The following is a 24350-nucleotide window of genomic DNA, read 5'->3' on the forward strand; positions in this document are numbered from 1 at the left end:
GGCGTCCGCTAGCGGCCCGCGAACTTCTGAATCGGGACATCAGTCTGGCGCGATCTTCAAGTAGGAGAGCGAGAAGTTCACGATCTCCTTCCAGGCGGGCGCGGCGACCTGGCCGCCGTAGATCTCTCCATTGGGCTCGTCGACCATCACGGCCACGAGCAGCTTCGGCTTGTCGGCGGGCGCGAACCCGATGAACGAGGCGACGTACTTGTCCTTGGAGTAGGTGCCGTTGATCGCCTTCTCGGCGGTGCCGGTCTTGCCGGCCAGCGTGTAGCCCTTGATCTCGGCGCCGGACGCGGTGCCGCCCGGCCCGAGCACGCCCTCGAGCATCTTGCGCACGGAGGCCGCGGTGGCCGCGGAGATCACGCGGTGGCCGGCCGGCAGCTTGGTCTTCTTGCCGCCGACGGAGGCGACGATGTGCGGCGGGCGCAGGATGCCGCCGTTGGCGATCGCGGCGTAGCCCGCGGCCATCTGCATCGGCGTGACGCCGATGCCCTGGCCGATCGGCAGGTTGCCCATCGTCGCGCCCGAGTACTGCTTGAGCGGCAGCACGAGGCCCTGCTCCTCGCCCGGCAGATCGACGCCGGTCGGCTTGCCGAAGCCCCAGGTGTGGATCCACGAGTCGAACCGGGGGGTGCCGACGCGCTTGGCGATCAGCACCGCGCCGATGTTCGAGGAGACCTTGAGGATGTCCGAGACCGACTTGGTCTCGTACCCGTGGGCCTCCGCGTCCTTGATCTCGCGGTCGGCGACCTGGAGCGTCGGCGGAAGATCGAACGTCGTGTCCGGCGTGACCTTGCCGTCCTCCAGCGCCGCGGCGACGGTGAACGCCTTGAAGGTCGAGCCCGGCTCGTAGATGGCGCCGATCGCGCGGTTCAGGCTGGCGTACGGCGGCGCCTCGTCGAGCGCGTTGGCGTTCACGAGCGGCCAGTTGGCCAACGCGAGGATCGCCCCGCTGTTGGGGTCCATGACCAGTGCGGTCGCACCCTTCGGCCGCCAGGTCTTGCCGACCTCCTTGAGCACGTCCTCGGCGCGGCCCTGGATGTTGGCGTCGAGCGTCAGCCGGACGTTGTGTCCCGGGCGGACCGGCTTGATGTCACGCATCTCGATCGGCTGGCCCATCGCGTCCTTGACCAGCTTGCGCTCGCCGTCGGTGCCGGTGAGCTGCTTGTCCAGCGAGATCTCGAGCCCGCCGAGGCCCTGGTCGTCGGTGCCGGTGCTGCCGAGCAGCTGCGATGCCAGCCAGTCGTTCGGATAGTCGCGCTTGTAGCGCGGGATGAACTCCAGCCCGGGGATCTTGAGCTTGACGATCTTGTCGGCGGTGTCGGCCGGGATGCCGCGGCCGAGATAGACGAACCCGGCGCGCTTGGCGAGCTTGCGCAGCAGCTCGTCCTCGCCCACGCCGATCAGCGGGGCGAGCTGTTGCGCCGCCTTGGTGACGTCCTTGATCAGGTACGTCGTCGCGGCGATGTCGACCGCGGGCTCCGAGACCGCGAGGTCGTTCCCGTTGACATCGGTGATCGACCCGCGGCGCGCGGGGATCGTGACGTCGGCCTCCTGCTGGATCACCGCGGCGCGCTTGAGCGGGCCGGCCTTGACGACGCCGAGCCACGCCGCCTTGGTCGCGCCGACGGCGAGCGCGAACAGGAAGACCGCGAAGAGCAGGCCGATGCGGCGCTCTACTAACGACACGACCTAGCCCACCGGCGACGTCGCCGCGCCCGTCGCGGGATCGGTCGTCACCGAGGGTGTCGTGGTGGGAACCGCGGTCGCGGTGGGGACCTGCGCCGTCGTGGCGGGCGGCGTGGCCGTCGCCTGCGGCGTCGTCGTGCCCGCCTGTGGCGTCGTCGACGTGTCCGCCTGCGGTGTGGCCGTTGCCACAGGCGGCGTCGCGCCCGCGGCCGCGGTCGACGCGTTCAGCGAGGCCGCCAGCTGCGCGGCCGCGGAGCCCGGCTCAGCCATCGCCCCGGGCAGCATGCCGTTGTTGGCCATGATCGCCTGCGCGCGCTCGCTCGGCGGCTTGTAGCGGCGTGCCGCGCGGGCGGGATCGGTCGCCGGGCGTGCCTCGAGATAGCGGGTCTGGCCCGCGGGCGGGTCGACCATCTGCCCCCCGGCGGCGCCCGCCGTGACGCGATCGCTCGATGTCAGCTCCGCGATCGAGCTCTGCAATCCCATGTTCTGCTTCTCGAGCGTCTGCTGCGTCTGGACCGCGCGGCTGATGCCACTGTTCAGGCGCAGCAGCGACACCTGCATCGCGACGATGCCACCGAGCAGCAGGCCGATCAGCCAGATGACGCCGCGGCTGCGCAGGACGCGGTCGACCACGAAGTGGTCGGGGAAGCGGCTGATGCGCTCGAAGACGCCGGTATGCCCGCGCGGGATCGGCGCCGCCGGCGCCAGCCTTCGCGACGGACCGGAGACCCGGCGCGGGTGGATCGGTGCGGTGCGGGTACGTACAGCTGCGTGCTCGGGCATGACTAGCGCTCCTCCCTGAGCTTGCGGGCGGCCCGGAGGCGAGCCGACTTCGATCGGGGGTTCGCCGCGATCTCGCCCGGGGTGGGCACGATCGAACGACGGTGCACGAGCTCCGCCTCGGGCGTGTTGCCGCACACGCACACGGGCAGGTCGGGCGGGCAGATGCAGCTGCGGGCCTTCTCGGCGAAGAACCGCTTCACGCGACGGTCCTCCAGCGAGTGGAAGGTGAGCGCCGCGACGCGGCCGCCGACCTTCGTCGCCTGCCAGGAGAGCGGGAGCGCCTCGTCGAGCTGCTGCAGCTCGCCGTTGACGGCGATCCGGATCGCCTGGAACGTCCGCTTGGCGGGGTGGCCGCCGGCGAAGCGGGCGGGCGCGGGGATCGCGGCCGTGATCGCCTCGTTGAGCTCGAAGGTCGTGGTCAGCTCCGCGCGGCCGCGGCGGCGGACGATCTCCCCCGCGATCCGGTCGGCGAAGCGCTCCTCGCCGTACTCGCGCAGCGTGCGCGCGATCCGGCGCCGGTCCCACGTGTTGACGACCTCGAAGGCGGTCAGCTGCTGGTCCGGGTCCATGCGCATGTCCAGCGGCGCGTCGTACGCGTAGGCGAAGCCGCGCTCGCGGTTGTCGACCTGCATCGAGCTCATCCCGAGGTCCATGTAGACCAGGTCGGCGCGCATGCCCTCCTCGATCAGCTGTGCAAGACCGCTGACGAAGTCGGCGCGGATGAACCGCGTCTCGCACGCCACCTCGGCGGCGAACTGGTTGAACGTGGCCTCTGCGGTCGGGTCGCGATCGATCGCGATCAGCGTTCCCGTGGGGCCGATCCGCTCGGCGACGAGGCGCGCGTGACCGGCGCCGCCGAGCGTGCAGTCGACGGCGATCATGCCGGGGCGCGGGTCAAGCGCCTCGATCAGCTCACCGGCAAGAACCGGGACGTGCGTCTGAGGCATGTCAAGAAGTGTGGCCAAGGGACTCGGTGAGGTCAGAGGCTCGCGCCGTCAGGTCGGATTCGTAGCCCTCCCAGGTGGAGCGGTCCCAGAGCTCGAGACAGTCGCCGACGCCGGTGATGACGACCTCGCGGCCGATCCCCGCGTGATCCAGGAAGCGCTGCGTCAGCATCACGCGACCGGCCGAGTCCAGCTCGGTCTCCAAGGCGTTGCCGTAGAGCAGGCGCCGGAGTTCCCGTCCCTGCTGAGAGAGCGGGTTCGGCACCTGCGAAAGGGCTTGCTCCGCCATCTGCGTATAGGTCTGTGCGGGATACAGCGACACGCAGTTCTCCATTGCCCTCGAAAGGAAGACGCCCTTGCTGAGGTCCGCCCGGAACTTGGACGGGATGGTCAGCCGGTTCTTGGCGTCGAGGTTGTGTTCGAAGGTGCCGGTGAAGGCCAAGGCGCATGTCGGATCGCGAAGCGGGAGGGGAGGTCAGTCGATCCCGGGTGGCGGAGTGGGAGGAGCCCCGCCACCCGGGAACGGCTTCGCATGAGGCAAAGTACCCCACTTCGTCCCACTCTGCAACACAGAACCCGCATTGCGACCCACATCAGCTCACGTTTGTCCGATCGCGCACGTGAAAGTCTTTGATTTGCAGGGAGTTCGTGGTGGGGCGATTTTCGTGCAGATCGACCGGCGTTTTGCACGTGGCGCTGCAACCCGCGCGTCTGCACGGCGGCTTGCGGTTCGGGGGCCCGAACTCGCCCCTTTGGGGGACGAAGTGGGAGGAATTGGCGTCAGCGTGTCGTGAGCGCGGGGATCAGCGCCGCGGCGATCAGCAGCAGCACCGCGGGCACGAGCAGCAGCGCGACGACCAGCTGGATCTTCGGGGCGGCCTTCGCGGCCTGCTCCGAGCGTTGGGCCGCGCGCTTGGCCCGCGCCTCGAGGGCCTGGGCCTGCAGGGTGGTTGAAAGTGGGGCGCCCTGTCGCTCGGCACGCTTGAGGGCGGCGACCAGCGGCGCGGCCAACGGGGCGCGGTGTTGGAGGTTGTCGAGCGCTTGTGCGGCGGGCTCCCCCATGTCGGCCCGGTCGGCGGCGCGCTTGAGCTCCTTCGCGAGCAGCCCGGGGTGGCGGCGGCCCACCTCCTGAAGCGCTCTGCGCGGTGCCAGACCGGCGGCGATGGCGACCCTGAGCAGGTCGAGCACGTCCGGCAGTTCGGACTCCATCACGCGTGCGCGCGTACGTGCGCGGGAACGGAGGGCGTACTCCGGCGCGAGGTAGCCGGCGATCGGCGCGGCGAGCAACAGCGCCGGCCCGAGGCGCCCCGGCGCGGTGGTGGCCAGTGGGAGGGTCGCCAACGAGGTCAGGAGCGCGAGCCCGGCCTGCAGGGCCACGATCTCGCTCGTCGGACGGTCGATGCCGGCCGCGGCGACGCGTCGTTGCAGCCCACCGGAGGGCTTGAAGCCGAGGCTGCGGCCGAGCTGCGCGATCAGGTGGAGCACGGTGGGACGGCGTGTGCGGGGGCGTCGCGCCGCGAGTACATCGGTGAAGCCGGCCGCCGCGGCGAGCGCGGCGGCGAGCGCGAGGACGACGCTCACCGCGTGCCCGCCCTCACCGCGCCGCGCCCGCACGGCCCGCCGCCCGGCGCGACCCCGGCGCCGCGCGCGCACGGCCCACCCACCGGCGCGACCGCCGCGCCGCGCGCGCACGACCCACCCACCGGCGCGGCCGCCGCGCCGCGCGCGCACGACCCACCCACCGGCGCGGCCGCGGCGCCGGGTGCGCCGGTTTCGTCGCGGAAGGCCAGACCAAACCGGCTCACCTGGTGACCGCCTTGGCGAGGCGGCGGACCGCGACCAGCGCGACGAGCTGCAGCAGCAGGGCGAGCGAGGTCAGCCACGCGCTCACCGGGTTGCTGAACAGGCCTTCGATGAGGCCGGGCTGGGCGAGCTCGGCCAGCAGCGCGGCGCCCACCGGCAACGTGAGGACGACCTTGGCGGTGAAGCGCGCTTGGGCGGTCGCCGCGATCGCGTCGCGATCCTGGCGTGCGGCGGCCTCCAGCGTGCGCGCGAGGTCGCGGAGCAGCGCGGGCAGGTCCCCGCCCGCGTCGCGCTGGAGCAGGATGCCCGCGACCATCGCGTCCCAGGCGGGTGAGGCGGCCTTGCGGCGGAGCCGTTCGAGCGCCGCCTCGGTGGGTGCCCCCAGCCGCAGATCGCGCGCCGTGTTCGTCAACTCATGGCCGGCCGGGCCGGGCGTCTGCGCGGCGACGAGGTCGAGCGCGCCCCGGACCGCGTGACCGGCGGACAGCGCGTCGGCGAACGCGCGGGCGACCCCGGGCGCGGCGGCGTTGACCGCCGCGCGAAAGCGCTTTCGTCGGGCTCGGAGCAGGGTCGCCGCGGCGGCCGGCCCGGCAACGGCGGCGACGAGCGCGAGCGGCACCCCGCCGACGAGCCACCCGGCCGCGGCCAGCGCCGCCGCCGCCAACATCGCCAGCCGCCGCCGCTCGCCGGTCGTCGGCGAGACGCCGTGACCCGCTCGGACGACGGGCGCGACCGCGTCCGTGACGGCCGCGACGACCCGCGTCCGCTCGACGGCCCCGAGCAGCTCCCACGCCCCGACGACACCGGCGGCGCCCGCCCCGAACGCGAGCACGACCGCAGGCGTCACGCCGCGGCCTCCAGCCGCGCCGCGAGGGCGTCTCCCAGCGCGGAGGACCAGTGCGGGGCTCCGTCTCGCCACACGTAGAGGTCTCGAGTGGCCGGGCCGGCGGCGACGCGGATGACTTCGGCGACCGCGACGACGCGGCGGGTGCCGTCGGGGCAGCGGGCTTGGCAGACGACGAGGTCGAAGGCGTCGGCGATCTGTTCGCGGATCGCGGCGTGTGGGAGGCCGACGTCGGACATAAGGGCGAGCACCTCGACGCGGCGCAGGGCCTCGGTGGGTGAGCCCGCGTGGACGGTGCAGAGCGAGCCGTCGTGGCCGGTCGACAACGCGGTGAGCATGTCGAGCGCCTCGGCGCCCCGCACCTCGCCGACGATGATCCGGTCCGGGCGCATGCGCAGGGCGTTGCGGACGAGGCGCCGGATCGTCACCTCGCCGCGGCCCTCCAGGTTGGGCGGGCGCGCTTCCAACCGCACCACGTGGGGCTGGCGCAACCGCAACTCGGCGGCGTCTTCGATCGTCACGACGCGCTCGTCGTCGCCCACGAATGAGCTCAACACGTTCAAGGTCGTCGTCTTGCCGGAGCCGGTCCCGCCGCACACCAGGATCGTCGCCCGCGCGCGCACGGCACGGCCGAGGAAGTCCAACAGCGGGCGGGTCAGCGTCCCGTTCTCGACCAGCTCCAACGGAGAGAACCCGCGACGGCGGAACCGCCGGATCGTCAAAGCCGGGCCATCCAGAGCCAAAGGCGGCAGGACGACGTTGATGCGCGAGCCGTCGGGCAGCCGGGCGTCCGCCAGCGGCTCCGCCTCGTCGACGCGCCGCCCCAGCGGAGCGAGGATGCGTTCGATCGCGTCGCGCAGGTCGGCCTCGCGCTCGAAGCGCACGCCGGTCGCTTCCAACCGCCCACCCCGCTCCACCCACACCGGCGCGGTCCCGCTGACCATGATCTCGTCGACCGACGGATCGCCCAGCAACGGCTCCAGCGGGCCGAGCCCGAACGCCCGCTCGGCGATCCGCGCCACGAGCTCCGCGCGCCGGTCCTCGCTCAGCACTCCCGCCTCGCGGTCGACCAGCGCGCGGATGCGCCCCGGCAGGTCCGGACCGTCCTCCCCCGCGCCCGCCAACAGGCGCTCCCGCAGGTCGGTGGCGAGGCGGTCGAGAAGGTCCATGTACCTCCTAGCTCACCCCGCGGAGACTTCGCCCCCCAGGTACGCATCGCTCAGCGCCCGCAACGCGGCGCGCGCGTCCGAGTCGTACGCCTGCGCGTCCGCCCGCGCCTCCGCCAGGCCGTTGAAGTACCGGCCGGAGACGTCGGTGCGCCCGACCAGCGACAGCGTCGCCTCCACCCCCTGCTCCAGTGACGAGATCGGATCGATCCCCGCCTGCACGACCATCTTGGTCGGCATGAACGTCGCGGGATGCAGGGCGTTCGCGGTCACGCCCGCCTCGGCGAGGTCGAACGCGTGCATGATCTGGGCGAGCTTGCTCTGGCAGTACGCGCGGTCGCCGCTGTAGCCCCGGGTGATCATCGGATCGTCGAAGTCGATCGGCGCCTGCCCGGCGCTCGCCACGTTGATCACCCGCGACGGAGCCAACGCGCCCGCCAGCAGATAGCCCGCCAGGTAGTTGACCTGGAAGCGCAGCTCGATCCCGTCCTCGCTCTCCTCCCGATCACCGAACCCGAGGCCGGCGTTGTTGACGAGGACGTCGATCGGCGGGAGCGCCGCAGCCAACCCGCGGACCGCATCCAGAGACGCGAAGTCGGCGAGGAAGAGCTCGCTGGCGCCGGTCTCGGCCAACGCGGCGGCGCCGCGGTCGGGGTCGCGGCCGTGGATGAGCACGGTGTCGCCGGCCTGCACCAATTCGCGCGCGAGCGCCCGGCCGAGGCCGTCGGTCGCGCCGGTCACGAGGACGGTGGTCATAGGCTGAGAGCATGATCGACCCGGTCCGCATCGCGCAGGAGTACTTCGGCCTCGACACCACCGCGACGCCGTTGCCGGGCGAGCACGACCTCAATTACGGCCTCGAGGAGCGCCACGTCCTCAAGGTCCATCGTCCGGGCGCGGACCTCAGTTATGAGGACGCGGTGCTCGAGCACCTGCGCGACGAGCCGTTCGCGCCGCACCTGCTCGGCCGCGTCCAGCACGAGGACCGGACCGTGCGGCTGCTCAGCTGGCTTCCGGGGCGGATGTGGGCCGAGCACCCCGGTGACATGGCGTCGCTCGGCCGCGTCGTGGCGCATGTCGACCGGGCGCTGGCGAGCTTCGACCAGCGCCGCGACCACCCGTGGGAGCTGCGCCACGCGCGCGACTTCGGGATCGACGTCCCGGAGCTCGACCACCTCCCCCACCAGGTCATCCACAACGACGCCAACGAGCACAACGTGCTGGTCGGCGACGACGGCATCGTCACCGGGCTCATCGACTTCGGCGACGTCGTCTACTCCGCGCGCGTCTGCGGCCTGGCGATCGCCGCCGCCTACGCGATGCAGGGCGCCGCCGATCCCGCCCGCGCGGTCGTCCCCGTCGTCCGCGGCTACCACGAGGTCACGCCGCTGCGCGAGGACGAGCTGGAGGTGCTGTACCCGCTGATCCGCGCGCGGCTGCAGATGAGCGTCGCGATGGCGGTCACCCAACACGCCGCCGCCCCGGACAACGAGTACCTGCTGATCTCGCAGGCCGGCGTGCGCGAGGCGCTGTCACGGCTGGAGGGCGAGGACGCGAGGCTGGCGCACTTCCGCTTCCGCGACGCGTGCGGATACGAGGCGAGCCCGCGGGCGCGCGCGGTCCGGCAGTTCCTGGCGACGTCGCGCGCGCACCCCGTCATGGACGGCGACCTCGCCAACGCGCCCGTGCTCGACCTCGGCAACGGGATGCCGCCCGTCGACGGGCTGGCGATCGGGCGCTACGACGAGGAGCGCTCGATCTACACCGCGCCCGAGTTCGAGACGCCGGACGGGCGCTGGCGGACGCGGCACATGGCGGTCGACATCTTCGCGCCGGCAGGCGCGCCCGTGTACGCGCCGTTCGACGGCACCGTGGTCGTGCGGGAGAACCGCAAGGCGCTCGGCGACTACGGCGGCCTGCTGGTGCTCGAGCACGACGGCTTCTTCACGCTGCACGGGCATCTGGATCCGGAGTCGCTGGCGACCGGCTCGGTGCGTGCGGGTGAGCCGATCGCGCGGCTGGGGTCTCCCGAAGTGAACGGCGGGTGGGAGCCGCACCTGCACCTGCAGCTGTTCACCGACCTGGTCTCAGACCTCCCCGGCGTGGCGTTGAGCGACGAGGCGGACCTGTGGCGCAGCGTCTGCCCTGATCCGAACCTGCTGCTCGGGCTGCCGGGCGGCGTCGCGGCGCGACCGCCGCGGACGGACATCGCGGCGCGGCGGCCGATCGTGCTCAGCCAGGCGCTCTCGAACACGGGGTTGCACATCGTCCGCGGCTCGGGCGCCTACCTCTATGACGCGGAGGGACGCGAGTACCTCGACCTCGTCAACAACGTCGCCCACGTCGGCCACTGCCACCCGCGGGTGGTCGAGGCGGGCGCGCGGCAGATGCGCGTCCTGAACACCAACACGCGCTACCTGCACGGCTCGGTGATCGACTACGCGCGGCGGCTCGCGGCGACGCTCCCGGACCCGCTCCACGTGTGCTTCTTCGTGAACAGCGGCTCCGAGGCCAACGACCTCGCTCTGCGGCTCGCGGCCGCGCACACGGGGCGCGAGGACGTCATCGTGCTCGACCACGCCTACCACGGGCACCTGCGCTCGACGATCGATCTGAGTCCGTACAAGTTCCGCGACGCTCGTCCGTCACGCACGCACGTCGCCGCGCTGCCGACCGAGCCGGGCGCGCTGGAGTCGTTGTACGCCGAGATCGACGCTCCCGCCGCCTTCTACGCCGAGTCGGTCCAGGGCTGCGGCGGGCAGATCGTCTACCCGCGGGGATATCTGACGGCGGCGTTCGAGGCGGTGCGCGCGGCCGGCGGTGTCTGCGTCGCCGATGAGGTGCAGGTCGGCTTCGGGCGCATCGGCGAGCACTTCTGGGGCTTCGAGCTCGACGGCGTCGTCCCCGACATCGTCACTCTGGGGAAGCCGATCGGCAACGGCCACCCGCTGGGCGCCGTCGTGACGACGCCGGAGATCGCCGACTCCTTCCTGACCGGGATGGAGTACTTCAACACGTTCGGCGGGAACCCGGTGTCGGCGGAGATCGGGCTCGCGGTCCTGGATGTGATCGAGGACGAGCGGCTCCAGGAGCACGCGCTGGAGATGGGCGCACGGTTGACGGCCGGGCTGCGCGAGTTCGACTTCGTCGACGTGCGCGGGCACGGGCTCTTCCTCGGCGTTCAGCTGGAGAGCCGGGAGCACGCTCACGCGCTGAAGGAAGGGCTGAAGGCGCGCGGCGTGCTGATCTCCACCGACGGCCCCAACGACGATGTCCTGAAGATCAAGCCGCCGCTGGTGCTCTCGGCGGCGGACTGCGACCGCTTCCTGGAGGCACTGTGGGATGTGCGCTAGTCACCGGGGCGGGAAGCCCCGACGGGATCGGGTTCGCCACCGCGCGGCTGCTGGCCGCGCGGGGGTTCGACGTGGTTTTGAGCTCGACGACCGAGCGGGTCCACGAGCGCGCGTCGGAGCTGGGCGCGCGGGGCGTGGTGGCGGATCTGACCGTCTGGGACGACGCGGAACGGCTGGTCGCGGACGCCGGGCCGATCGACGTGCTCGTCAACAACGCGGGGATGGTCCAGACGGGCGTGTCATCGCCCGATCGCCTCTTCACCGAGACCACCGAGGCCGAGTGGCTGCGCGGGATCGACATCAACCTGCACACGACGTTCCGGCTGTGCCGGCTGGTGGCGCCGTCGATGGGTCCCGGCGGGCGGATCGTCAACGTCTCGTCGCTGACCGGGCCATACACGGCGCTGATCTACTCGGCCGCCTATGGTGCGGCGAAGGCGGGCGTGGACGGGCTCACGCGGGCGCTGGCGCTCGAGTTGGCACCGCGCGGCGTGACGGTCAACGCGGTGGCACCGGGGTGGATCGGGACCGGCTCGTCGACCGAGGAGGAGCTGCGGGCGGGTGCGAACACGCCGGTCGGGCGGCCGGGGACGCCGGACGAGGTCGCCGAGGTGATCGCGTTCCTGGCCTCGCCGGGCGCGTCCTACGTCACCGGTCAGTCGATCGTGATCGACGGCGGGAACACGCTCCAGGAGCTGAAGCTATAGGCGGACGAGGACGTCGGCTCGTGAGGCCGTCATCTTCACGAGGTCCGCGTTGCGCTCGTCGGAGCGCATCACCCACGCGCGGGCGTACTCCGGGGTCTTGCCGAACTGGATGTGACGCTGGATGAGGCGCTGCACCCGCAGCTCCTCGTCGGTCTCCACGTACCAGGTCTCGTCGAGCAGCGCTCGGATCGGACCCCAACGCTCGTCGTCGAGCAGCAGGTAGTTGCCTTCGGTGACGACGAGGGGCGTCGTGCTCGGGATCGCGATCGCGCCCGCGATCGGCTCCTCGATCTCGCGGCGGAACTCGGGCGCGTAGACGACGGGCTCGTCGGACTTCAACCGCGCGAGCAGGGCGGCGTAGCCCGCGGCGTCGAAGGTGTCGGGCGCGCCCATCCGGTCCCTGCGGCCGAGCCGCACGAGCTCCGACTGCGCGAGGTGGAACCCGTCCATCGGCACCAGCCGCGCCTGCTCCCCCAGCTCGGCGACGACCTGCCGCGCCACGGTCGACTTCCCGCCGCCCGGCGGGCCCGCGATGCCGAGGATCCTTCGTTCGCCGGCCTGCGCGAGCTCACGCGCGCGGGTGACGAGCGCCGCTCCGTCCTCAATGACCATGCGGGCACACTAGAGGCCGTCGTCGACGACCAGCGCTCCCACCTTCCGGCGGTCGCCGGGCGCGCGGGCCAGGAGGCGCACGTCGCGGGCGAAGGTCTGCGCGGCGGCGAGGTAGACCGCCTGGGCCGCGCTGACGCGCAGGGTCGCCGTGACCTTCGGGCCGTTCTCGTCCTTGGCCGGGCGGGCGGCGAGGACCTCGACGTCCTCGAGCGCGACCCGCGTCGCCCCGTGGTCGTTGCGGTCCGTGGTGACGAGGACGTCCACGTGCGTGCCCGCGGTCACGGCCTGCGGCGAGCCGGTCGCGTTGATGTCGACCGCGCGCTGCCCGCGCTCGATCGCCGCCTCGGGCGCGGCCGAACGCCGCACGAGCAGCTCGGGCGTGACCGGCGCGCCCTTGGGCACCGGCACCGCGAGCTTCTGCCCGGCCAGCGCCGCCGCGAACGCCGGCTCCCCCGGCGGCGCGTACCGCTGCGGGAGCGAACGGACGCCGAGGTCGGACAGCTGGAGCGTCCGCCCGGCCGGCAGGTCGGTCCGCGCGACCACGACGTCGACCGCGGGCCCGAGCTGCGCTTTGAGGGCCGCCTCGCGGCGGGACATGTGCGTCGCCGACAACGTCCCGAGCAGCAGCGCGAGCCCGAGAAGGACCGCGGCCCGCCGACGGCGCGTCACGCCGCGCCGAGGTCGTCGGGGGCGAAGCGGCGGCGGGTCTCGGCGCGCGCGCCGAGACCGCCGTGCGCTGCGGCGCGGGCGTGCGTCGGGTGCGCGGCGGCGGAATCGGGCGCGAGCGGCGTCACGCGGCGGCGGGGTCGTGGGCGGCGGGCATCTCGAGCATCAGCCGGGCGCCGCCGTCCGAGGGCGCGGCGTGGAGGCGACCGCCGTGGTGCTCGGCGATCGCGGCCGCGATCGCGAGCCCGTGGCCGCGCCGACCCCGGCGCGCACGGGCGGCCGCGGTGAGCACGGAGACGCTCGCCGGCAGCCCCGGCCCGTCGTCGGCGACCTCGATCAGCACACGCCGGCCGGTGGCACGCACGCGCACCCGGACGACCCCTCCCCCGTGCTCGGCGGCGTTGCCCACGAGGTTCGCGCACGCCTGCGCGATCCGCAGCGGGTCAGCGAAGACCACCGCGGCCGGCGAGGCCGCGCGCGGCGAGCCGGCCGCGGCGTGACGCGGCGACGCCGCGGGCGGCGACGCGGCAACTGCGGCGTGGCGCGGCGACGCCGCGGGCGGCGACGCGGCAACCGCGGCGTGGCGCTGCGACGGCGCGGCGGGCGACGGCGTCGCGCGCGACGGCGCGGCGGGCGGCCTTGCGGCGGCTGCGCGGGCGCGGCGGCGAGACCACGCGCACGTCGCGGCCGCCGCGGGCGACACGGCCTCCCCGGTCGCGACGATCAGCGGCGGTTCCACCCGCAGCTCGGCGCCGTAGCCCGCGGCCAGGGTGCGCCACGCCGGGGCGTAGGACTCAACGAGGGCGATCACGTCGACGAGCTCGCGGGCGGTGCGGGGCTTCGCGCCCGCCGGGGCGGCGGCGAGGTCGTCGAGGGCGCGGCCGGCGCGGGCGAGTTCGAGCTCGATCGCGGCCAGGCGGGCGGGTTCGCCGCCGAGGGCGTGCAGGCCGAGGCCGACGGCGAAGAGCGGGCCGCGGAGCTCGTGGGTCGCGCGCGCGACGCGCACCAGTCGCAGGTGGGCGCGCAGGTAGGACACGATGAACGCGATCGTCAGCGCCCAGCTCGCCAGCATGAAGATCATGCGGCCCCGCTCTCGATCGGGCCGTCGACGAGGCGATAGCCGATGCCCCAGACGTTGACCACGAAGGCGTCTCCGTCGGCTCGCAGCTTCGTGCGCAGGCGGCAGGCGTGGGAGTCGAGCGTCCGGGTCGACCCGTGGGTGCGGAAGCCCCACACGTCGCGGAGCAGCTCGTCCTTGGTGAAGACGCGCGTCGGGGACGAGGCGAGCATCCGCAGCAGCGCGAACTCCTTCGCCGCGAGGTCGACGGGTTGTCCGCGCAGCTTCGTGGTGCGGCCCGCCGGGTCGATCTCCAGCTCGCCCACCCGCAGCAGCCCGCGCTGCATTCGCAGCTGGGAGCGTCGCAGCACCGCCGCGATCCGCAACCGGAGCTCCGGGTACGAGAACGGCTTCACCACATAGTCGTCGAGGCCGCGTTCAAAGCCGCGGATGCGGTCCAGGTCCGATCCGGAGCCGGAGAGCATCAGCAGCGGGAGCTCGGGGTCGAGGCGGCCGACGACCCCGTCCGCCGCCCGCACCCGACGGACGAGCTCGAGCCCGGAGCCGTCGGGGAGCTTGAGGTCGATGATCGCGAGGTCGGGGCGTTTGAACTCGAGCTCGCGGAGGGCGTCCTCGAGCGTCGACGTGACCACCAGCTCGTAGCCGTCGGCGGTCAGGTTGTCGGCGAGGAATGTCCGGATCAGCGGGTCGTCTTCGAGCAGCAGCAGGGTGGCGGTTTCGACGGACATGCCCAGCAGAGGGCGCGCCCGCGAAAGTTCGCCCCCCTCAGCGCAGCTGCACGGAGGTCGGCCGCGCGATCGAGCAGCGCGAGATGACCTTGCCGCCGCTCTTGATCACGGCGCTGCCGGTGACGGTCGCGGTGGCGGTGGTCGCGGAGGTGAAGCGGCCGTTCAGCTTCCAGGTGAACTCGCCCGTGCGCCCCGCCACACCGCCGAAGTTGCGCTCGGTTCCACGCACGGTCGCGGAGAAGCGTCCGCCGCGGGCGCGGACGGTCGGCTTGGCCTCGAGCGTCGAGACCCACGCCTCCTGGAGCCCGCCGCCCTTGCACTTGCCGTCGAAGCCCATGCGGACGAGGAACTTGTTGCCGTCGCGCGTGTCGGTCTCGATCCGCATCTGCTGCTGGCGCGGGAACTTGAGCGTGCCGCTGAGGATCGCGCCCGGGCGCGGGACCACGTCGGCCGCGACGGCGGTTCCCGCCAGCACAAGCGGGACGGCGAAGAGGGCGACGAGGGCGCGAACGGTCATCACACGAACCTATCCGCGCCAGCCGTACCTAAACACGGTGTATTGGGCACACCCTGGCTACTCGTCTAGTCACGGGCCGCCGGTAAACTCGCGGAATGGGCCGAATAGCCCGCAGGACGGCGACGACCGAGTGTCGCCTTTGCTTGACGTACTGCGACCGCGTGATCGCGCCCGCGAGCTGCGTGAGGGCGCAGTGCTCCTCGCTCTACGCGTACGACGACCCGCTCAGCGGCAACCGCTACATGGGCTGTGCACAGAACGTGTTCGCGACCGAGATCGACGTCGCGCTCTTCGAGGAGGCCGAGCGCGGGCGCGGGTACGGCACGTTGAAGCTGGCGCGCGAACCGCTCGCCTGCTGCGCCTTCTCGGTCGAGAAAGCGCACGAGAGTCCCGAGTTCCTCTGCCGCAACCGGCGCTTCGCGGATTTCCCCGAAACCGGTCCAGATGCCATAACGGCGTTCGACCTCAGACACGGTTTGGCGTCCTCATGAAAGATCGCCTTCAAGGGCAGACCGAGGGCAGGAACCGCGCATAAGATGCAGACGCCCCGGCGACCCCGGGCCCTCACGTTATGGATCAAATTCGCCGCGGCAACTATGACTCCGGTCAGGACTACGTGCTCGAGTACGGGGAGCTCCGCTTCACGTTCAACGAGCGCGACTTCAGCGAGCGGGTCGAGCAGGCCGCCCGCAAGCTCGGCTTCGTCGGGAACCCTCTCGAGGAGACCGAGCTCGAAGACCTCGTGAACCTCACGGTCAACGGCGAGGTCGTCGACCCCGCCTCCGGCCTGGGCGAGCACGTCAACGACTGCTGGCCCGACCTCGTCGGCCCCGCCGACCGCTCGCTCGTCCACTGGCTGCGGCGCCTCGTGTTCCGCTCCGCCTGGCTCGACCAGCGCGTGAAGGAAGGCGAGCTCGACGTCGTCTTCGACGAGATCACCCACACCTTCGGCTACGTCCAGCCGGAACGCGACCGCGAGCCGATCGAGCTCTCGCCCGAGCCGTCCTGGCGCCGGGTGGCCTACGGGCCGCGCCGCTTCTAGGGCGGGCGGCGCGGCGCGGGCCGGGTGGGGTGGGCGACGAGAGGGTCCGCTGTGGACCTTCTCGTCGCCCACCCCCAGGACGCGGCGCCGGCGACGGGTGCCGCCGGCGCCAGGATGACCGCTAGCTCGCGGCCGGCTTCTTGGCGGCGGGCTTGCGCTTGGCGGCGGGCTTCTTGGCCGCCGCCGGCTTCTTCGCGGCGGCGGGCTTCTTCGCGGCCGCCGCGGGCTTCTTGGCCGCCGCGGCCGGCTTCTTGGCCGCCGCCGCCGGCTTCTTCGCCGCGGCCGGCTTGGCCTTCGCCGCGGGCTTGGCCTTCGCGGCCGGCTTCTTGGCCGCCGCCGCGGGCTTCTTGGCCGCCGCGGCGGGCTTCTTCGCGGCCGCCGCGGGCTTCTTCGCCGCCGCCGCGGGCCGCTTCTTCGCGGCCGCCGCCGGCTTCGCCGCGGGGGCGGGCGTCGCAGCGGCCGGCTTCGCCTCGGGCGTCGCGGCGGCCGGCTTCGGCGTCGCCGTCTCGGCGGCCGCGGCCTTCGGCGCGCGCTTGCGGGCGCGGCCGGCCGGCTTCTTCGCCGCCGCCGGCGGAGTGGAAACGACGGGCTCGGCGACGGGCGCCGGCTCCTCGACCACGACGGGCGGCGCGGGCGGCGCCTCGACGAGCAGCTCCGGGCGCAGCGTGCCCGACTCCTCCGCGATCAGCGACGGGAAGGTGCCCGTGCGGCCGAGCGCGATGACCGTCGTCTCGCCGCCGAGCGCCGCCGGGGCGGTCGCGATCAGCGTCAGCGAGCCCGCGCCGGCCAGGTTGCGGCCCGCGGCCAGGGCACGGCGCGCGGCGGTGGCCGGGAGGTACTCGAGGGTGTCGATCAGCACGACGGCGTCGCCCCCGCGGGCGGCGACGCGGCGACCCACCTCGACCGCCTGCTCGATCGCCTGCGCCTGCGCGTCGACAGACGCCGCGAAGGTCAGCGCCGCGCCCGGCGCGATCGGGAACTCGGCGATCTCCTCGGGCCGCACGCCGACCAGCACCGCCGAGACCTCGAGACCGGAGGTGCCGGCCAGGGCGCCTGCGATGCGCCGCAGCGCCTCGGACTTGCCCGAGCGCGACGGCCCGGCGATCACGACGCGCGAGCCCTTGCCGAAGCGCACCGTGTTCGAGATCCCCTCGAGCGTCGGGTCGTTGCCGCCGAGGACGATCAGCTCGTTCGGCCACGCGACCGCCAGCTCCTCGAAGCGGGTGCCCTCGGCGACCTCCTCGGCCGGGCGGCCGTTGATCGTGTCGACGCGGATCAGCGACGGGAAGCGCTCCGAGCGACGCGCCGCGCGGACCGGGCCGGCGACGCGGTCGCCGGAGACGAGCTCGCAGCGCTTGACCTGCGCGGCGGAGATGTAGACGTCGTCGTCGGTCTGATCCGGCGGCGAGAGGCGCAGGAAGCCCGACCCGTTGGCGAGCAGCTCGACCGCGCCCTCGACGACACGGTCCTCGCCGCCACCGCGCGGCTCGGGCGTCTCGTCGCGCTCCTCGCGCCCGTCGCCGCCCTCGTCCTCGTCGCGGCGGCGGCCGCGACCGCCGCGGCGCCCGCGGCGCGAGCGCTTCGGCTGGTCGTCGTCGTCGGAGGGAGCAACGGCGGCGGCGGGAGCCTCCTCACCCGACTGGCGGCTGAGAATGGCGTCGACGAGGTCCTCCTTGCGGAGGCGGCGGAAGCCGTCGACCCCGAGCTCGTTGGCGAGCAGGTGCAGGTCGGCGAGTGGGCTCTGCTCCAGGGCGGAGCGGTCCAGGACGGAAGGCATGTTCTCCTCGAGAGAATCGGTGGGCTCCGGCCGCGTTGGGTTCAGCGACCGGCGATCGGGGCGCAGCCTAGCGTGCGCTACAGCGAGAGATGATCAGGGACACCGTCTGGGTACCGCTCGGGCGACAACCCCTCAAGCGGCCCGAGCACCCGCTCACCGCGCAGCACGGACCGCACGGCGAAGTAGTCGAACGCCCCCGCGACGTCGTGCACGCGCAGGATCGAAGCGCCCTCGTCGGCGCCCCAGCCCAGAGCGGCGAGCGTGCCCGCGTCGCGCTCCGCGGGCGCCCGCCCGGTGATCGCGCCCACGAAGTCCTTGCGCGACGCGGCCAGCAGGATCGGGCGGTCAAGTGCGCGCAGCAGGTCCATCCGCCGCAGCACCGCGACGGTCTGCGCGGGCGTCTTGGCGAAGTCCGGCCCCGGGTCGAGGATCAGCTGCTCGAGCTCGACGCCCGCCGCCAGCGCCACGACCATCCGCGCACGCAGGAACGACACGACCTCGGCCGACGGATCGCCATATGTCGCCGGATCGAGCAGCGTCCCCTTGGGCTCGACCGCGGTGTGCATGATCACGAGCGCCGCCCCTGTCGACGCGCACAACGACGCCAACCGCTCGTCCCGCAACCCCGACACGTCGTTGACGATCGACGCCCCCGCCGCGATCGCTGCCGCCGCGACGTCGTATTTGTACGTATCGATCGACGTGATCACGTCGTCCTTCACCAGCGCGGCGACGAGTTCTTCGACCCTGGCGATCTCCTCCGCCGCCGACACCGCCGGCCGGTCGCCGCGCGCGGACTCCCCGCCCACGTCGACGATGTCCGCCCCCGCGGCGACCAACGCCCGGCCCCGCGCCAGCCGCACGGACACGGGCTCGTCGCCGCGCCCGTCCGAGAACGAGTCGGGCGTGGCGTTGAGGATCCCCATCAGCAGCGGTCGCCCGCCGAGCGAGAGACGCTGCTGCCCCGCCCGCAGGATCACGACTTCTTGATGGTCAGCTTCGTCTCCTTGCGGGTCACGTTGCCCGCCTTGTCGACGGCGGCGACCTTCAGGGTGAACTTGCCGCGCTTGTAGCGGTGCCGCGTCGTGCGGGTCTGCGTCGTGGCCGACTTGTCGCCGTAGTCCACGGTCACATGATCCAGGCCCGAGCCGCCCGCGTCACGCACGGTCACGGAGATCTTCAGCGACTTGCCCGCCGCGCGCTTGCCGGAGACCTTCACGGTCAGCGTCGGCGGCGTCGCGTCGATCTTCAGGGTCCGCACGCGGCTGCGCGAGACCTGGCCCGCGCGGTCGACCGACACGACCTGCCAGGTGTGCTTGCCGGTGGTCAGCGGCGTCGCCGGCACGAGCGTCGAGGCCGTGGTCTGGCCGATCTGGACGCCGTCCATGAAGACCTGGAACGTCTGCACGCCCCACGGGTCGTTGCCGGGTCGCCAGCGCAGCTCCGGGCGCGTCTGGCGCTTGTAGGCCTCGGTCTCGTCGATGAACGGCGCGCCCGGCGGACGGTCGTAGATCGCGACCGCCAGCGTCCGCGCGCCCGGCGTGCCCTGGACCATCGCGACCGCGACGTCGCCCGAGCGATCCGCGGACACGGAGACCCCCGGGTCCGCCACCGGCCCGAGATCCGCGCGCGAGAGCGTCACCTCGGCGCCGAGCGCGCCGTTGGCGTCCTCGCCGTCGTGGTAGCGGGCGCGCACGAGCGAGCTGCCGTCCAAGCCGTTGAGGCGCCACGCGATCGCCGAGTCCTGCTGGTCGGTGGACGCGACCTCGGGGTTGTCGCCGCCGATCGAGTCGATGCTGTCCAGCCGCGCCGGCGAGTTGAAGTGGTCGTGATCGAGCCAGGCGCCGAAGACCTGAGCCCCTGCGGGCGTCTGCGCGACCGCGTAGCCCTGCCCGAGCCCGTTCATGTCGACCCGCGGGTCCTTCGACGGCACGCCCGCGTCGATGTACTCGGGCGCCTCGTACTGCGAGCCGACCAGGCGCCGCCCCATCGTCCGCGACGTCCCGCCCACGTCCTGGCGGAACACGATCCACGCGTAGGAGCCGTCGTTCTCGATGTCGATGTCCGGCGAGTCCGCGTTGCCCTCCCCGGGGATGTTGAGGTCCTGCGGGACCAGCGAGAGGTTCATCCCGGTGATCCGGCGGCCCCAGACGTGCGAGATGCCGTCGGGCATGACCTCGCCCCAGGTCGCGACGGCATAGCCCTCGGCGGAGACGGCCACGCGGGGCCGCAGCGCGCCCGTGCCGGCGATCCGGTTCGGGTCGATGTCGAGCGGCTGCGCGATCCGCGTCCACGTCGTGTCCTGCAGCCGGGCGGAGACGACGTTCCCGCCCTCCTGCCAGATCGCGTAGGCCGCGCCGTTGACGCCGAGGTCGACGTCCAGGTCCGACGCGCCCGGGCCGCCGATCGGCACCGCCGGGACGAACCCGCCCGGCGTGTCCCCGCCGGGCGTGACCGTGGCCCACACGTTCCCGTCGGCGATCCACGCGACCGCGAGCCGGTTGCCGTCGCCCGCGGCGACCTTGACGTCGGTCACGGTGCCGCCCGCGTAGCTGATCCGCTCGGGGGTCTGCCAGGCGCCGCCGTAGATCCGCGAGACCCACGCCTGCGGGACGCCGTCGCCGTTCTTGAGGTACGCGACAGCACCGGTGCCGTCGCGGGCGAGGTCGACGTTCCCGAGCGAGATGACGTCGGCGTTCGGACCGTCGACCGGGGCGGCCGGGAACCAGCCCGCGTGGGCGGGGCCCGCGAACGCGAGTAGGAAACCGAAGGTGAGCAGGACGATCAGACGGCGTGGCAAAGCGGCTCCAGGTCGAGGGGCTCCGCCGCCTCCAACCGGCGAGGGACCCGAAAGTTCCGGCGGACCTTACGACCCCGGCAGGATGCCTTCCGCGCGGGCCTCGTCGCGGAACGCGCCCGCCTCGCGCGCGACGCGCGTCTCATCCCAGCCGAGTTCGGCGCCCATCACGGCCGCGACGCGCTCGACGGCGTCGGATTCCAGGAGCGGTCGCGCCGCCGTCAACCCAAGCCGGGTGCGGCGCAGGAGCACATCCCCGACGGTGCGCGCCTGCTCGCGCCGCGAGGCGTAGATCACCTCCGCCATGAGGTCGGGCCGGCCCTCGACGACGGGCTCCAGGCGCCCGCACGCGATCACGTCGTGGGCGATGTGGCCGTAGCGGGCGGCGAGCTGCTCACGCGACGCGGGCGGCGCGGCCACGAGGTCCGCGGCGTCCACCGGCATCCCGAGCGGGACCGCGTGCGTGCGGCACTTTGTCTCCGAGCCGTCGCGCCAGACGATCCGGTCGACGGTCTCCTTGGCCATCCGCCGCCAGGTCGTGAGCTTGCCGCCGGTGATCGTGATCATCCCGGACGAGGTCTCGTAGAGCTCGGCCTTGCGCGAGATGTCGACCGACTTGCGCGGGTCGCCGGTCGAGATCAGCGGCCGCACCCCCGCGTAGGCGCCGACGAGATCGCCCTGATCGAGCGAGGTGGCGAAGAACGCGTTGACGGCGTCGAGCAGGTACGAGACCTCCTGCGACGACGGCTGGACGTGCTCGGCGGGACCGTCGTGATCGGTGTCGGTGGTGCCGATCAGCGTCTGGCCGAGCCAGGGCAGCACGAAGATCGTCCGCCCCTCCCCCGCCGGGACGATCGCGCCGGCGGTCAGCGGGAGCTGTTCGCGCTCGATGACCAGATGCGTACCGCGCGAGGGCCGGATGACCGGGACCTCGGCCTCGTCGTGCAGCTCGGCGGGCCTGAGCCGGTCCGCCCACACGCCGGTGGCGTTGACGACGTTCGTGGCGCGGACCTCGAGCTCGGAGCCGCTCTCGGCGTCGCGCAGGAGCGCCCCGATCGCCCGCCCGCCCTCCTCCAGCAGCCCGACGGCGTCGAGCCGGTTGGCGAACACCGCGCCGAAGCGTTCCGCCTCGGCCAGGACGGTCAGGACCAGGCGGGCGTCGTCGGTCTGGCAGTCGTAGAACAGGTAGCCGCCCGTCGGGGTGCGGTCGGCGAGCGCGGGCAGCAGCTCGAGGACGTCCGCGCCGGAGATCGCGCGGTGGCGCGCCGGGCTCCAGTCGGCCTCGTCGCGCCGGCGTCGCCGCAGCCGGTCCACGGCCATGACGTCGTAGGCGTTGAGGCCGAGCCCGACGACGCGATCGAGCCGCGCGCCGTCGAACGCGGGGACGACGAACCGCAGCGGCCGCACGAGGTGCGGCGCGAGGTTGACGTTGATCTGGCGCTCGAGCAGCGCCTCTCGCACCAACCCGAGATCGAAGTTCTGCAGGTAGCGCAGGCCGCCGTGGACCAGCTTGGAGGAGCGCGACGACGTGCCGGACGCGTAGTCCGCGCGCTCGATCAGGGCGACGCTGTACCCGCGCGTGGCCGCGTCGAGCGCGACGCCGGCGCCCGTGATCCCCCCGCCGATGACGAGGACGTCGAACGGCTCTGAGGCCAGCGTGGCGACGGCGTCGGCGCGGGAGAGCACGTCCTGCGACCCTATCGACCTCGTATGGCCGACGGGTATGTGCAGGGTCTGTGGCGATTCCCCGTGCTCGGGATGAAGGGCGAGCAGCTGCGTTCCTCGCAGGTGGACACCCGCGGGGTCGCTGGCGATCGCCAGCATTTCGCCGCCGGTCCCGAAGGGCAGCTGGACGCCCGCGATCTGCCCCGCCTGGCGCTCTGGGGCGCCGCGTACCCGTTCAACCCGGACGGGGCGATCATGCCCGACCGCCCGCCGCCGTTCCCGCTGCTGACGGCGCCCAACGGGCAGAAGGCGTGGCGCTGGGGCGATCCGCGGCTCGCGTACGCGCTCGAACGCGACCTCGGCCGCGAGGTGGAACTGGTGCGCGACCTGGACCTCACCCGCGGCGTGATCGTCGCCGCCAGCCCGCCCGACGGGGACCGCTCCGCGGCCGGGATCAACGTGCAGCTCAAGATCGCGCCGCCGGAGGGCGGATGGTCCGGCCGGGAGCTCGCGTTCCGCGACGGCGTGCGGCTCCGCCTGGTGGCTTCACGCGGCGACGGACCGGGAATCGAAGCGCGCGTGGTCGAGGCCGGGCGGCTGTTGCTCGGCGAGCCGGTCACGCTCAGTTAGGCTTCGCACGTTCAACGCGAAACTCGAAGGGAGACCCGACGGCCGTGCTGCGCATCGATGAGACTTCTGGGACGCTCGTGGCGCCGCAGGCTTCAGGCCTCGTGCAGGAGAGCCCGCCCGACCGCGAGGAGCTGCTCGGGCTCGTGACCTCCTCGTGGGACGCCTTCGCCGGCGAGCTCGGCCTGTCGGGCGTGCGGCTGCTGGCGCGCGAGCCCGTTCCGTACGTGGATCTGCTCGGGGTCGACGAGGCCGCGGGCCGCGTCGTCGTGATCCTGGTCACCGGCGACACGGTCGAGTGGCAGCTCGGGCGCGCGCTCGGCGCCGCGGCCGACGTCGCCTCGTGGGACCGCGAGCGCCTGCTGAGCGTCAACACCGAGCTCGAGTCGATCGACGGCAACCAGTCGCCCGCGCTCGTGCTCGTCGCGGGCGGGTACGACCCGCGCGCGCTGGCGACGATCGACTGGCTCGCGAGTCGCCACGACGTGCCCGTGTCCGCCTACACGGTGGCGATGGTGCGCTTCGGCGGCGAGCGCCTGCTGTCGGTCCGCCGCGAGCCCTCGGAGGAGTCCGAGCGCCCGCACGACGTCGACTGGCTGCTCTCCGGCGGCTCCTCCTCCGCAGCCCCGCGCCCGGCGCAGCCGGACGAGGCCGACGAGTACACGGAAGCTCCCTAACCAAAGAAGAGGCTGAACACGCCCCAGAGCTCGTCGGGGCGCCACTGAACCGGCGCCCCGCTGCGCATCCGGACGACGTCGCGGCCGGGTGTGCAGCCGAGCGCGCGCAGCGTCTCGAGCGCGGCGGCGTTGGACTCCGGGACGGCGAGCCGCAGGCCCGGGGCGATCAGCGCGCGCAGCAGGGTCGCGCCCGCGTCGGGGTCCGAGGCGACGATCGGGAGCGCGGGCCACGGCGGCCGGAAGGCGACGGCGGAGAGGTCCGGCGTGGCGATCGCTCCGTCCAGGCCGACGTCGAGCACGAGCGAGCGGGCCTCGCCGGTGACGCGGGCGTCGAGCGCGGCGACGGCGTCGCGGTCCGCGGCGGTGAGGCGGCGCAGGCCGTTGGCAGCGGGCGTCGCGGATTCCGGCCCCCACATCACCACGTAGCGCTCCTCGACCTCGAAGCCGAGGCGCTCGTAGATCGGGCGGCCGGCGTCGCTGGCCAGCAGGAGCAGGGTCTCGCGCGGGCCCAGCGCGTCGATCACGGCCTCGGTCAGCGCCTGGCCGAGCCGGGCGCCGCGGGCCTCCGGGGCGACCGCGATCCCGCCGATCCAGCCCGTCGGGCCGAACCCGACGCTGGCGCCGGTGGCCACGATGGCGCCGTCGCGCTCGACGGCCAGGAAGTGGCCGTCGTCGGCCTCGGCGACGGTCGTGTGGACGGTCGGGGGGCGGACGACGATCGAGAACGCGTCGCCGATGACCTTCAGGGCGGCGGGATATTCCTCAGCACGGACGGGGCGGATCACGGCGCATTGTCCTAGCACTGACCGCGGTCCTGCCCGATGGTCCAGGCGTTCGGGCACGCGAGCGAAAAGCCCTTCACGCGCCACCCA

25 protein-coding genes are annotated in these 24350 nt (G+C 73.2%); 6 read left to right on the forward strand and 19 right to left on the reverse strand.

From position 1 onward, the window contains the following. Window positions 1–39: 39 nt before the first annotated feature. From G569_RS47160 to G569_RS0110315, 8 genes are all read right to left on the reverse strand, one after another. Window positions 40–1692: a peptidoglycan D,D-transpeptidase FtsI family protein gene (locus G569_RS47160; RefSeq protein WP_037495953.1), complete on the reverse strand. Its 1653-nt coding sequence runs from the start codon at window positions 1690–1692 to the stop codon at window positions 40–42. A gap of 3 nt (window positions 1693–1695) precedes the next feature. Continuing rightward, on the reverse strand, window positions 1696–2475 hold the full coding sequence (locus G569_RS57655) for a hypothetical protein (protein ID WP_053226147.1): 780 nt from the start codon (window positions 2473–2475) through the stop codon (window positions 1696–1698). Window positions 2476–2477: 2 nt separating this feature from the next. Further along, entirely contained in the window at window positions 2478–3422 is a 945-nt protein-coding gene (rsmH, locus tag G569_RS0110285) for a 16S rRNA (cytosine(1402)-N(4))-methyltransferase RsmH (protein WP_028063352.1), read from the reverse strand. A gap of 1 nt (window position 3423) precedes the next feature. Next, window positions 3424–3861, reverse strand: coding sequence for a division/cell wall cluster transcriptional repressor MraZ (gene mraZ, locus G569_RS47170; protein WP_053226148.1), 438 nt, complete (start codon window positions 3859–3861; stop codon window positions 3424–3426). Between the two features lie 338 nt (window positions 3862–4199). Beyond that, the gene (locus G569_RS0110295) at window positions 4200–5000 is read right to left on the reverse strand and encodes a type II secretion system F family protein (protein ID WP_157591940.1); all 801 of its coding nucleotides are present in this window, start codon (window positions 4998–5000) and stop codon (window positions 4200–4202) included. Window positions 5001–5220: 220 nt separating this feature from the next. Next, a complete protein-coding gene (locus G569_RS0110305; RefSeq protein ID WP_037495814.1) occupies window positions 5221–6069 on the reverse strand; it encodes a type II secretion system F family protein in 849 nt (282 codons plus the stop codon). Continuing rightward, a complete protein-coding gene (locus tag G569_RS47175; RefSeq protein WP_064750310.1) occupies window positions 6066–7235 on the reverse strand; it encodes a TadA family conjugal transfer-associated ATPase in 1170 nt (389 codons plus the stop codon). Before G569_RS47175 ends, G569_RS0110305 begins: the two co-directional genes overlap by 4 nt. A gap of 12 nt (window positions 7236–7247) precedes the next feature. Further along, window positions 7248–7988, reverse strand: coding sequence for an SDR family NAD(P)-dependent oxidoreductase (locus G569_RS0110315; protein WP_028063356.1), 741 nt, complete (start codon window positions 7986–7988; stop codon window positions 7248–7250). 11 nt (window positions 7989–7999) lie between these two features. Between G569_RS0110315 and G569_RS0110320 the strand changes: the two genes are divergently transcribed. Both G569_RS0110320 and G569_RS63735 read left to right on the forward strand, forming a co-directional pair. After that, on the forward strand, window positions 8000–10585 hold the full coding sequence (locus G569_RS0110320) for an aminotransferase class III-fold pyridoxal phosphate-dependent enzyme (protein WP_028063357.1): 2586 nt from the start codon (window positions 8000–8002) through the stop codon (window positions 10583–10585). Further along, window positions 10570–11292 carry an SDR family NAD(P)-dependent oxidoreductase gene (locus tag G569_RS63735; RefSeq protein WP_037495817.1) on the forward strand — a complete coding sequence of 241 codons (723 nt, stop codon included), beginning with the start codon at window positions 10570–10572 and terminating at the stop codon, window positions 11290–11292. Before G569_RS0110320 ends, G569_RS63735 begins: the two co-directional genes overlap by 16 nt. Here the strand turns inward: G569_RS63735 and G569_RS0110330 are convergent. Genes G569_RS0110330 through G569_RS0110355 form a run of 6 tightly spaced genes read right to left on the reverse strand, consistent with a single transcriptional unit; the run spans window position 11287 to window position 14893 of the window. Beyond that, window positions 11287–11904: a nucleoside/nucleotide kinase family protein gene (locus G569_RS0110330; RefSeq protein ID WP_028063359.1), complete on the reverse strand. Its 618-nt coding sequence runs from the start codon at window positions 11902–11904 to the stop codon at window positions 11287–11289. The two genes, G569_RS63735 and G569_RS0110330, sit on opposite strands and share 6 nt — an antisense overlap. A gap of 9 nt (window positions 11905–11913) precedes the next feature. Further along, the gene (gene cpaB / locus G569_RS0110335; protein WP_028063360.1) at window positions 11914–12573 is read right to left on the reverse strand and encodes a Flp pilus assembly protein CpaB; all 660 of its coding nucleotides are present in this window, start codon (window positions 12571–12573) and stop codon (window positions 11914–11916) included. Beyond that, a complete protein-coding gene (locus tag G569_RS65905; RefSeq protein WP_306765003.1) occupies window positions 12570–12698 on the reverse strand; it encodes a hypothetical protein in 129 nt (42 codons plus the stop codon). Before G569_RS65905 ends, cpaB begins: the two co-directional genes overlap by 4 nt. Further along, window positions 12695–13651 carry an ATP-binding protein gene (locus G569_RS0110345; protein WP_028063361.1) on the reverse strand — a complete coding sequence of 319 codons (957 nt, stop codon included), beginning with the start codon at window positions 13649–13651 and terminating at the stop codon, window positions 12695–12697. The genes G569_RS65905 and G569_RS0110345 overlap by 4 nt, the downstream gene beginning before the upstream one ends. Continuing rightward, window positions 13648–14376 (reverse strand): response regulator transcription factor, encoded by a 729-nt coding sequence (locus G569_RS0110350; RefSeq protein WP_028063362.1) that lies wholly within the window; start codon window positions 14374–14376, stop codon window positions 13648–13650. Before G569_RS0110350 ends, G569_RS0110345 begins: the two co-directional genes overlap by 4 nt. 37 nt (window positions 14377–14413) lie before the next feature. Continuing rightward, window positions 14414–14893: a hypothetical protein gene (locus G569_RS0110355; RefSeq protein WP_028063363.1), complete on the reverse strand. Its 480-nt coding sequence runs from the start codon at window positions 14891–14893 to the stop codon at window positions 14414–14416. 143 nt (window positions 14894–15036) lie between these two features. Here G569_RS0110355 and G569_RS0110360 point away from each other — a divergent pair, with 143 nt between their 5' ends. Both G569_RS0110360 and G569_RS0110365 read left to right on the forward strand, forming a co-directional pair. Continuing rightward, window positions 15037–15384 carry a hypothetical protein gene (locus G569_RS0110360; RefSeq protein ID WP_037495820.1) on the forward strand — a complete coding sequence of 116 codons (348 nt, stop codon included), beginning with the start codon at window positions 15037–15039 and terminating at the stop codon, window positions 15382–15384. Window positions 15385–15464: 80 nt separating this feature from the next. Then, window positions 15465–15935 carry a hypothetical protein gene (locus G569_RS0110365; RefSeq protein ID WP_028063365.1) on the forward strand — a complete coding sequence of 157 codons (471 nt, stop codon included), beginning with the start codon at window positions 15465–15467 and terminating at the stop codon, window positions 15933–15935. A gap of 121 nt (window positions 15936–16056) precedes the next feature. Here the strand turns inward: G569_RS0110365 and G569_RS47185 are convergent, their stop codons facing one another. The 4 genes from G569_RS47185 to G569_RS47190 all read right to left on the reverse strand — a co-directional run bounded on the left by G569_RS47185 (window position 16057) and on the right by G569_RS47190 (window position 22195). Next, window positions 16057–17712: a Rho termination factor N-terminal domain-containing protein gene (locus tag G569_RS47185; protein ID WP_064750311.1), complete on the reverse strand. Its 1656-nt coding sequence runs from the start codon at window positions 17710–17712 to the stop codon at window positions 16057–16059. 77 nt (window positions 17713–17789) lie between these two features. After that, window positions 17790–18692 (reverse strand): dihydropteroate synthase, encoded by a 903-nt coding sequence (gene folP / locus G569_RS0110380; protein WP_028063366.1) that lies wholly within the window; start codon window positions 18690–18692, stop codon window positions 17790–17792. Continuing rightward, window positions 18689–20512, reverse strand: coding sequence for an Ig-like domain-containing protein (locus tag G569_RS0110385; protein WP_028063367.1), 1824 nt, complete (start codon window positions 20510–20512; stop codon window positions 18689–18691). The genes folP and G569_RS0110385 overlap by 4 nt, the downstream gene beginning before the upstream one ends. Window positions 20513–20578: 66 nt before the next feature. Beyond that, on the reverse strand, window positions 20579–22195 hold the full coding sequence (locus tag G569_RS47190; RefSeq protein ID WP_053226149.1) for a glycerol-3-phosphate dehydrogenase/oxidase: 1617 nt from the start codon (window positions 22193–22195) through the stop codon (window positions 20579–20581). A 24-nt stretch (window positions 22196–22219) separates the two neighbouring features. Here G569_RS47190 and G569_RS57660 point away from each other — a divergent pair, with 24 nt between their 5' ends. Then, window positions 22220–22804, forward strand: a complete 585-nt coding sequence (locus G569_RS57660; protein ID WP_053226150.1) for an MOSC N-terminal beta barrel domain-containing protein — start codon at window positions 22220–22222, stop codon at window positions 22802–22804. Window positions 22805–22848: 44 nt separating this feature from the next. Further along, a complete protein-coding gene (locus tag G569_RS0110400) occupies window positions 22849–23478 on the forward strand; it encodes a hypothetical protein (RefSeq protein ID WP_028063368.1) in 630 nt (209 codons plus the stop codon). On the opposite strand, the gene G569_RS57665 is transcribed toward G569_RS0110400, so the two are convergent. Beyond that, window positions 23475–24263, reverse strand: a complete 789-nt coding sequence (locus G569_RS57665) for a GNAT family N-acetyltransferase (RefSeq protein ID WP_028063369.1) — start codon at window positions 24261–24263, stop codon at window positions 23475–23477. The genes G569_RS0110400 and G569_RS57665 overlap by 4 nt on opposite strands. Between the last annotated feature and the right edge of the window lie 87 nt (window positions 24264–24350).

This window comes from Solirubrobacter soli DSM 22325 (genome assembly GCF_000423665.1).
GTDB lineage: Bacteria > Actinomycetota > Thermoleophilia > Solirubrobacterales > Solirubrobacteraceae > Solirubrobacter > Solirubrobacter soli.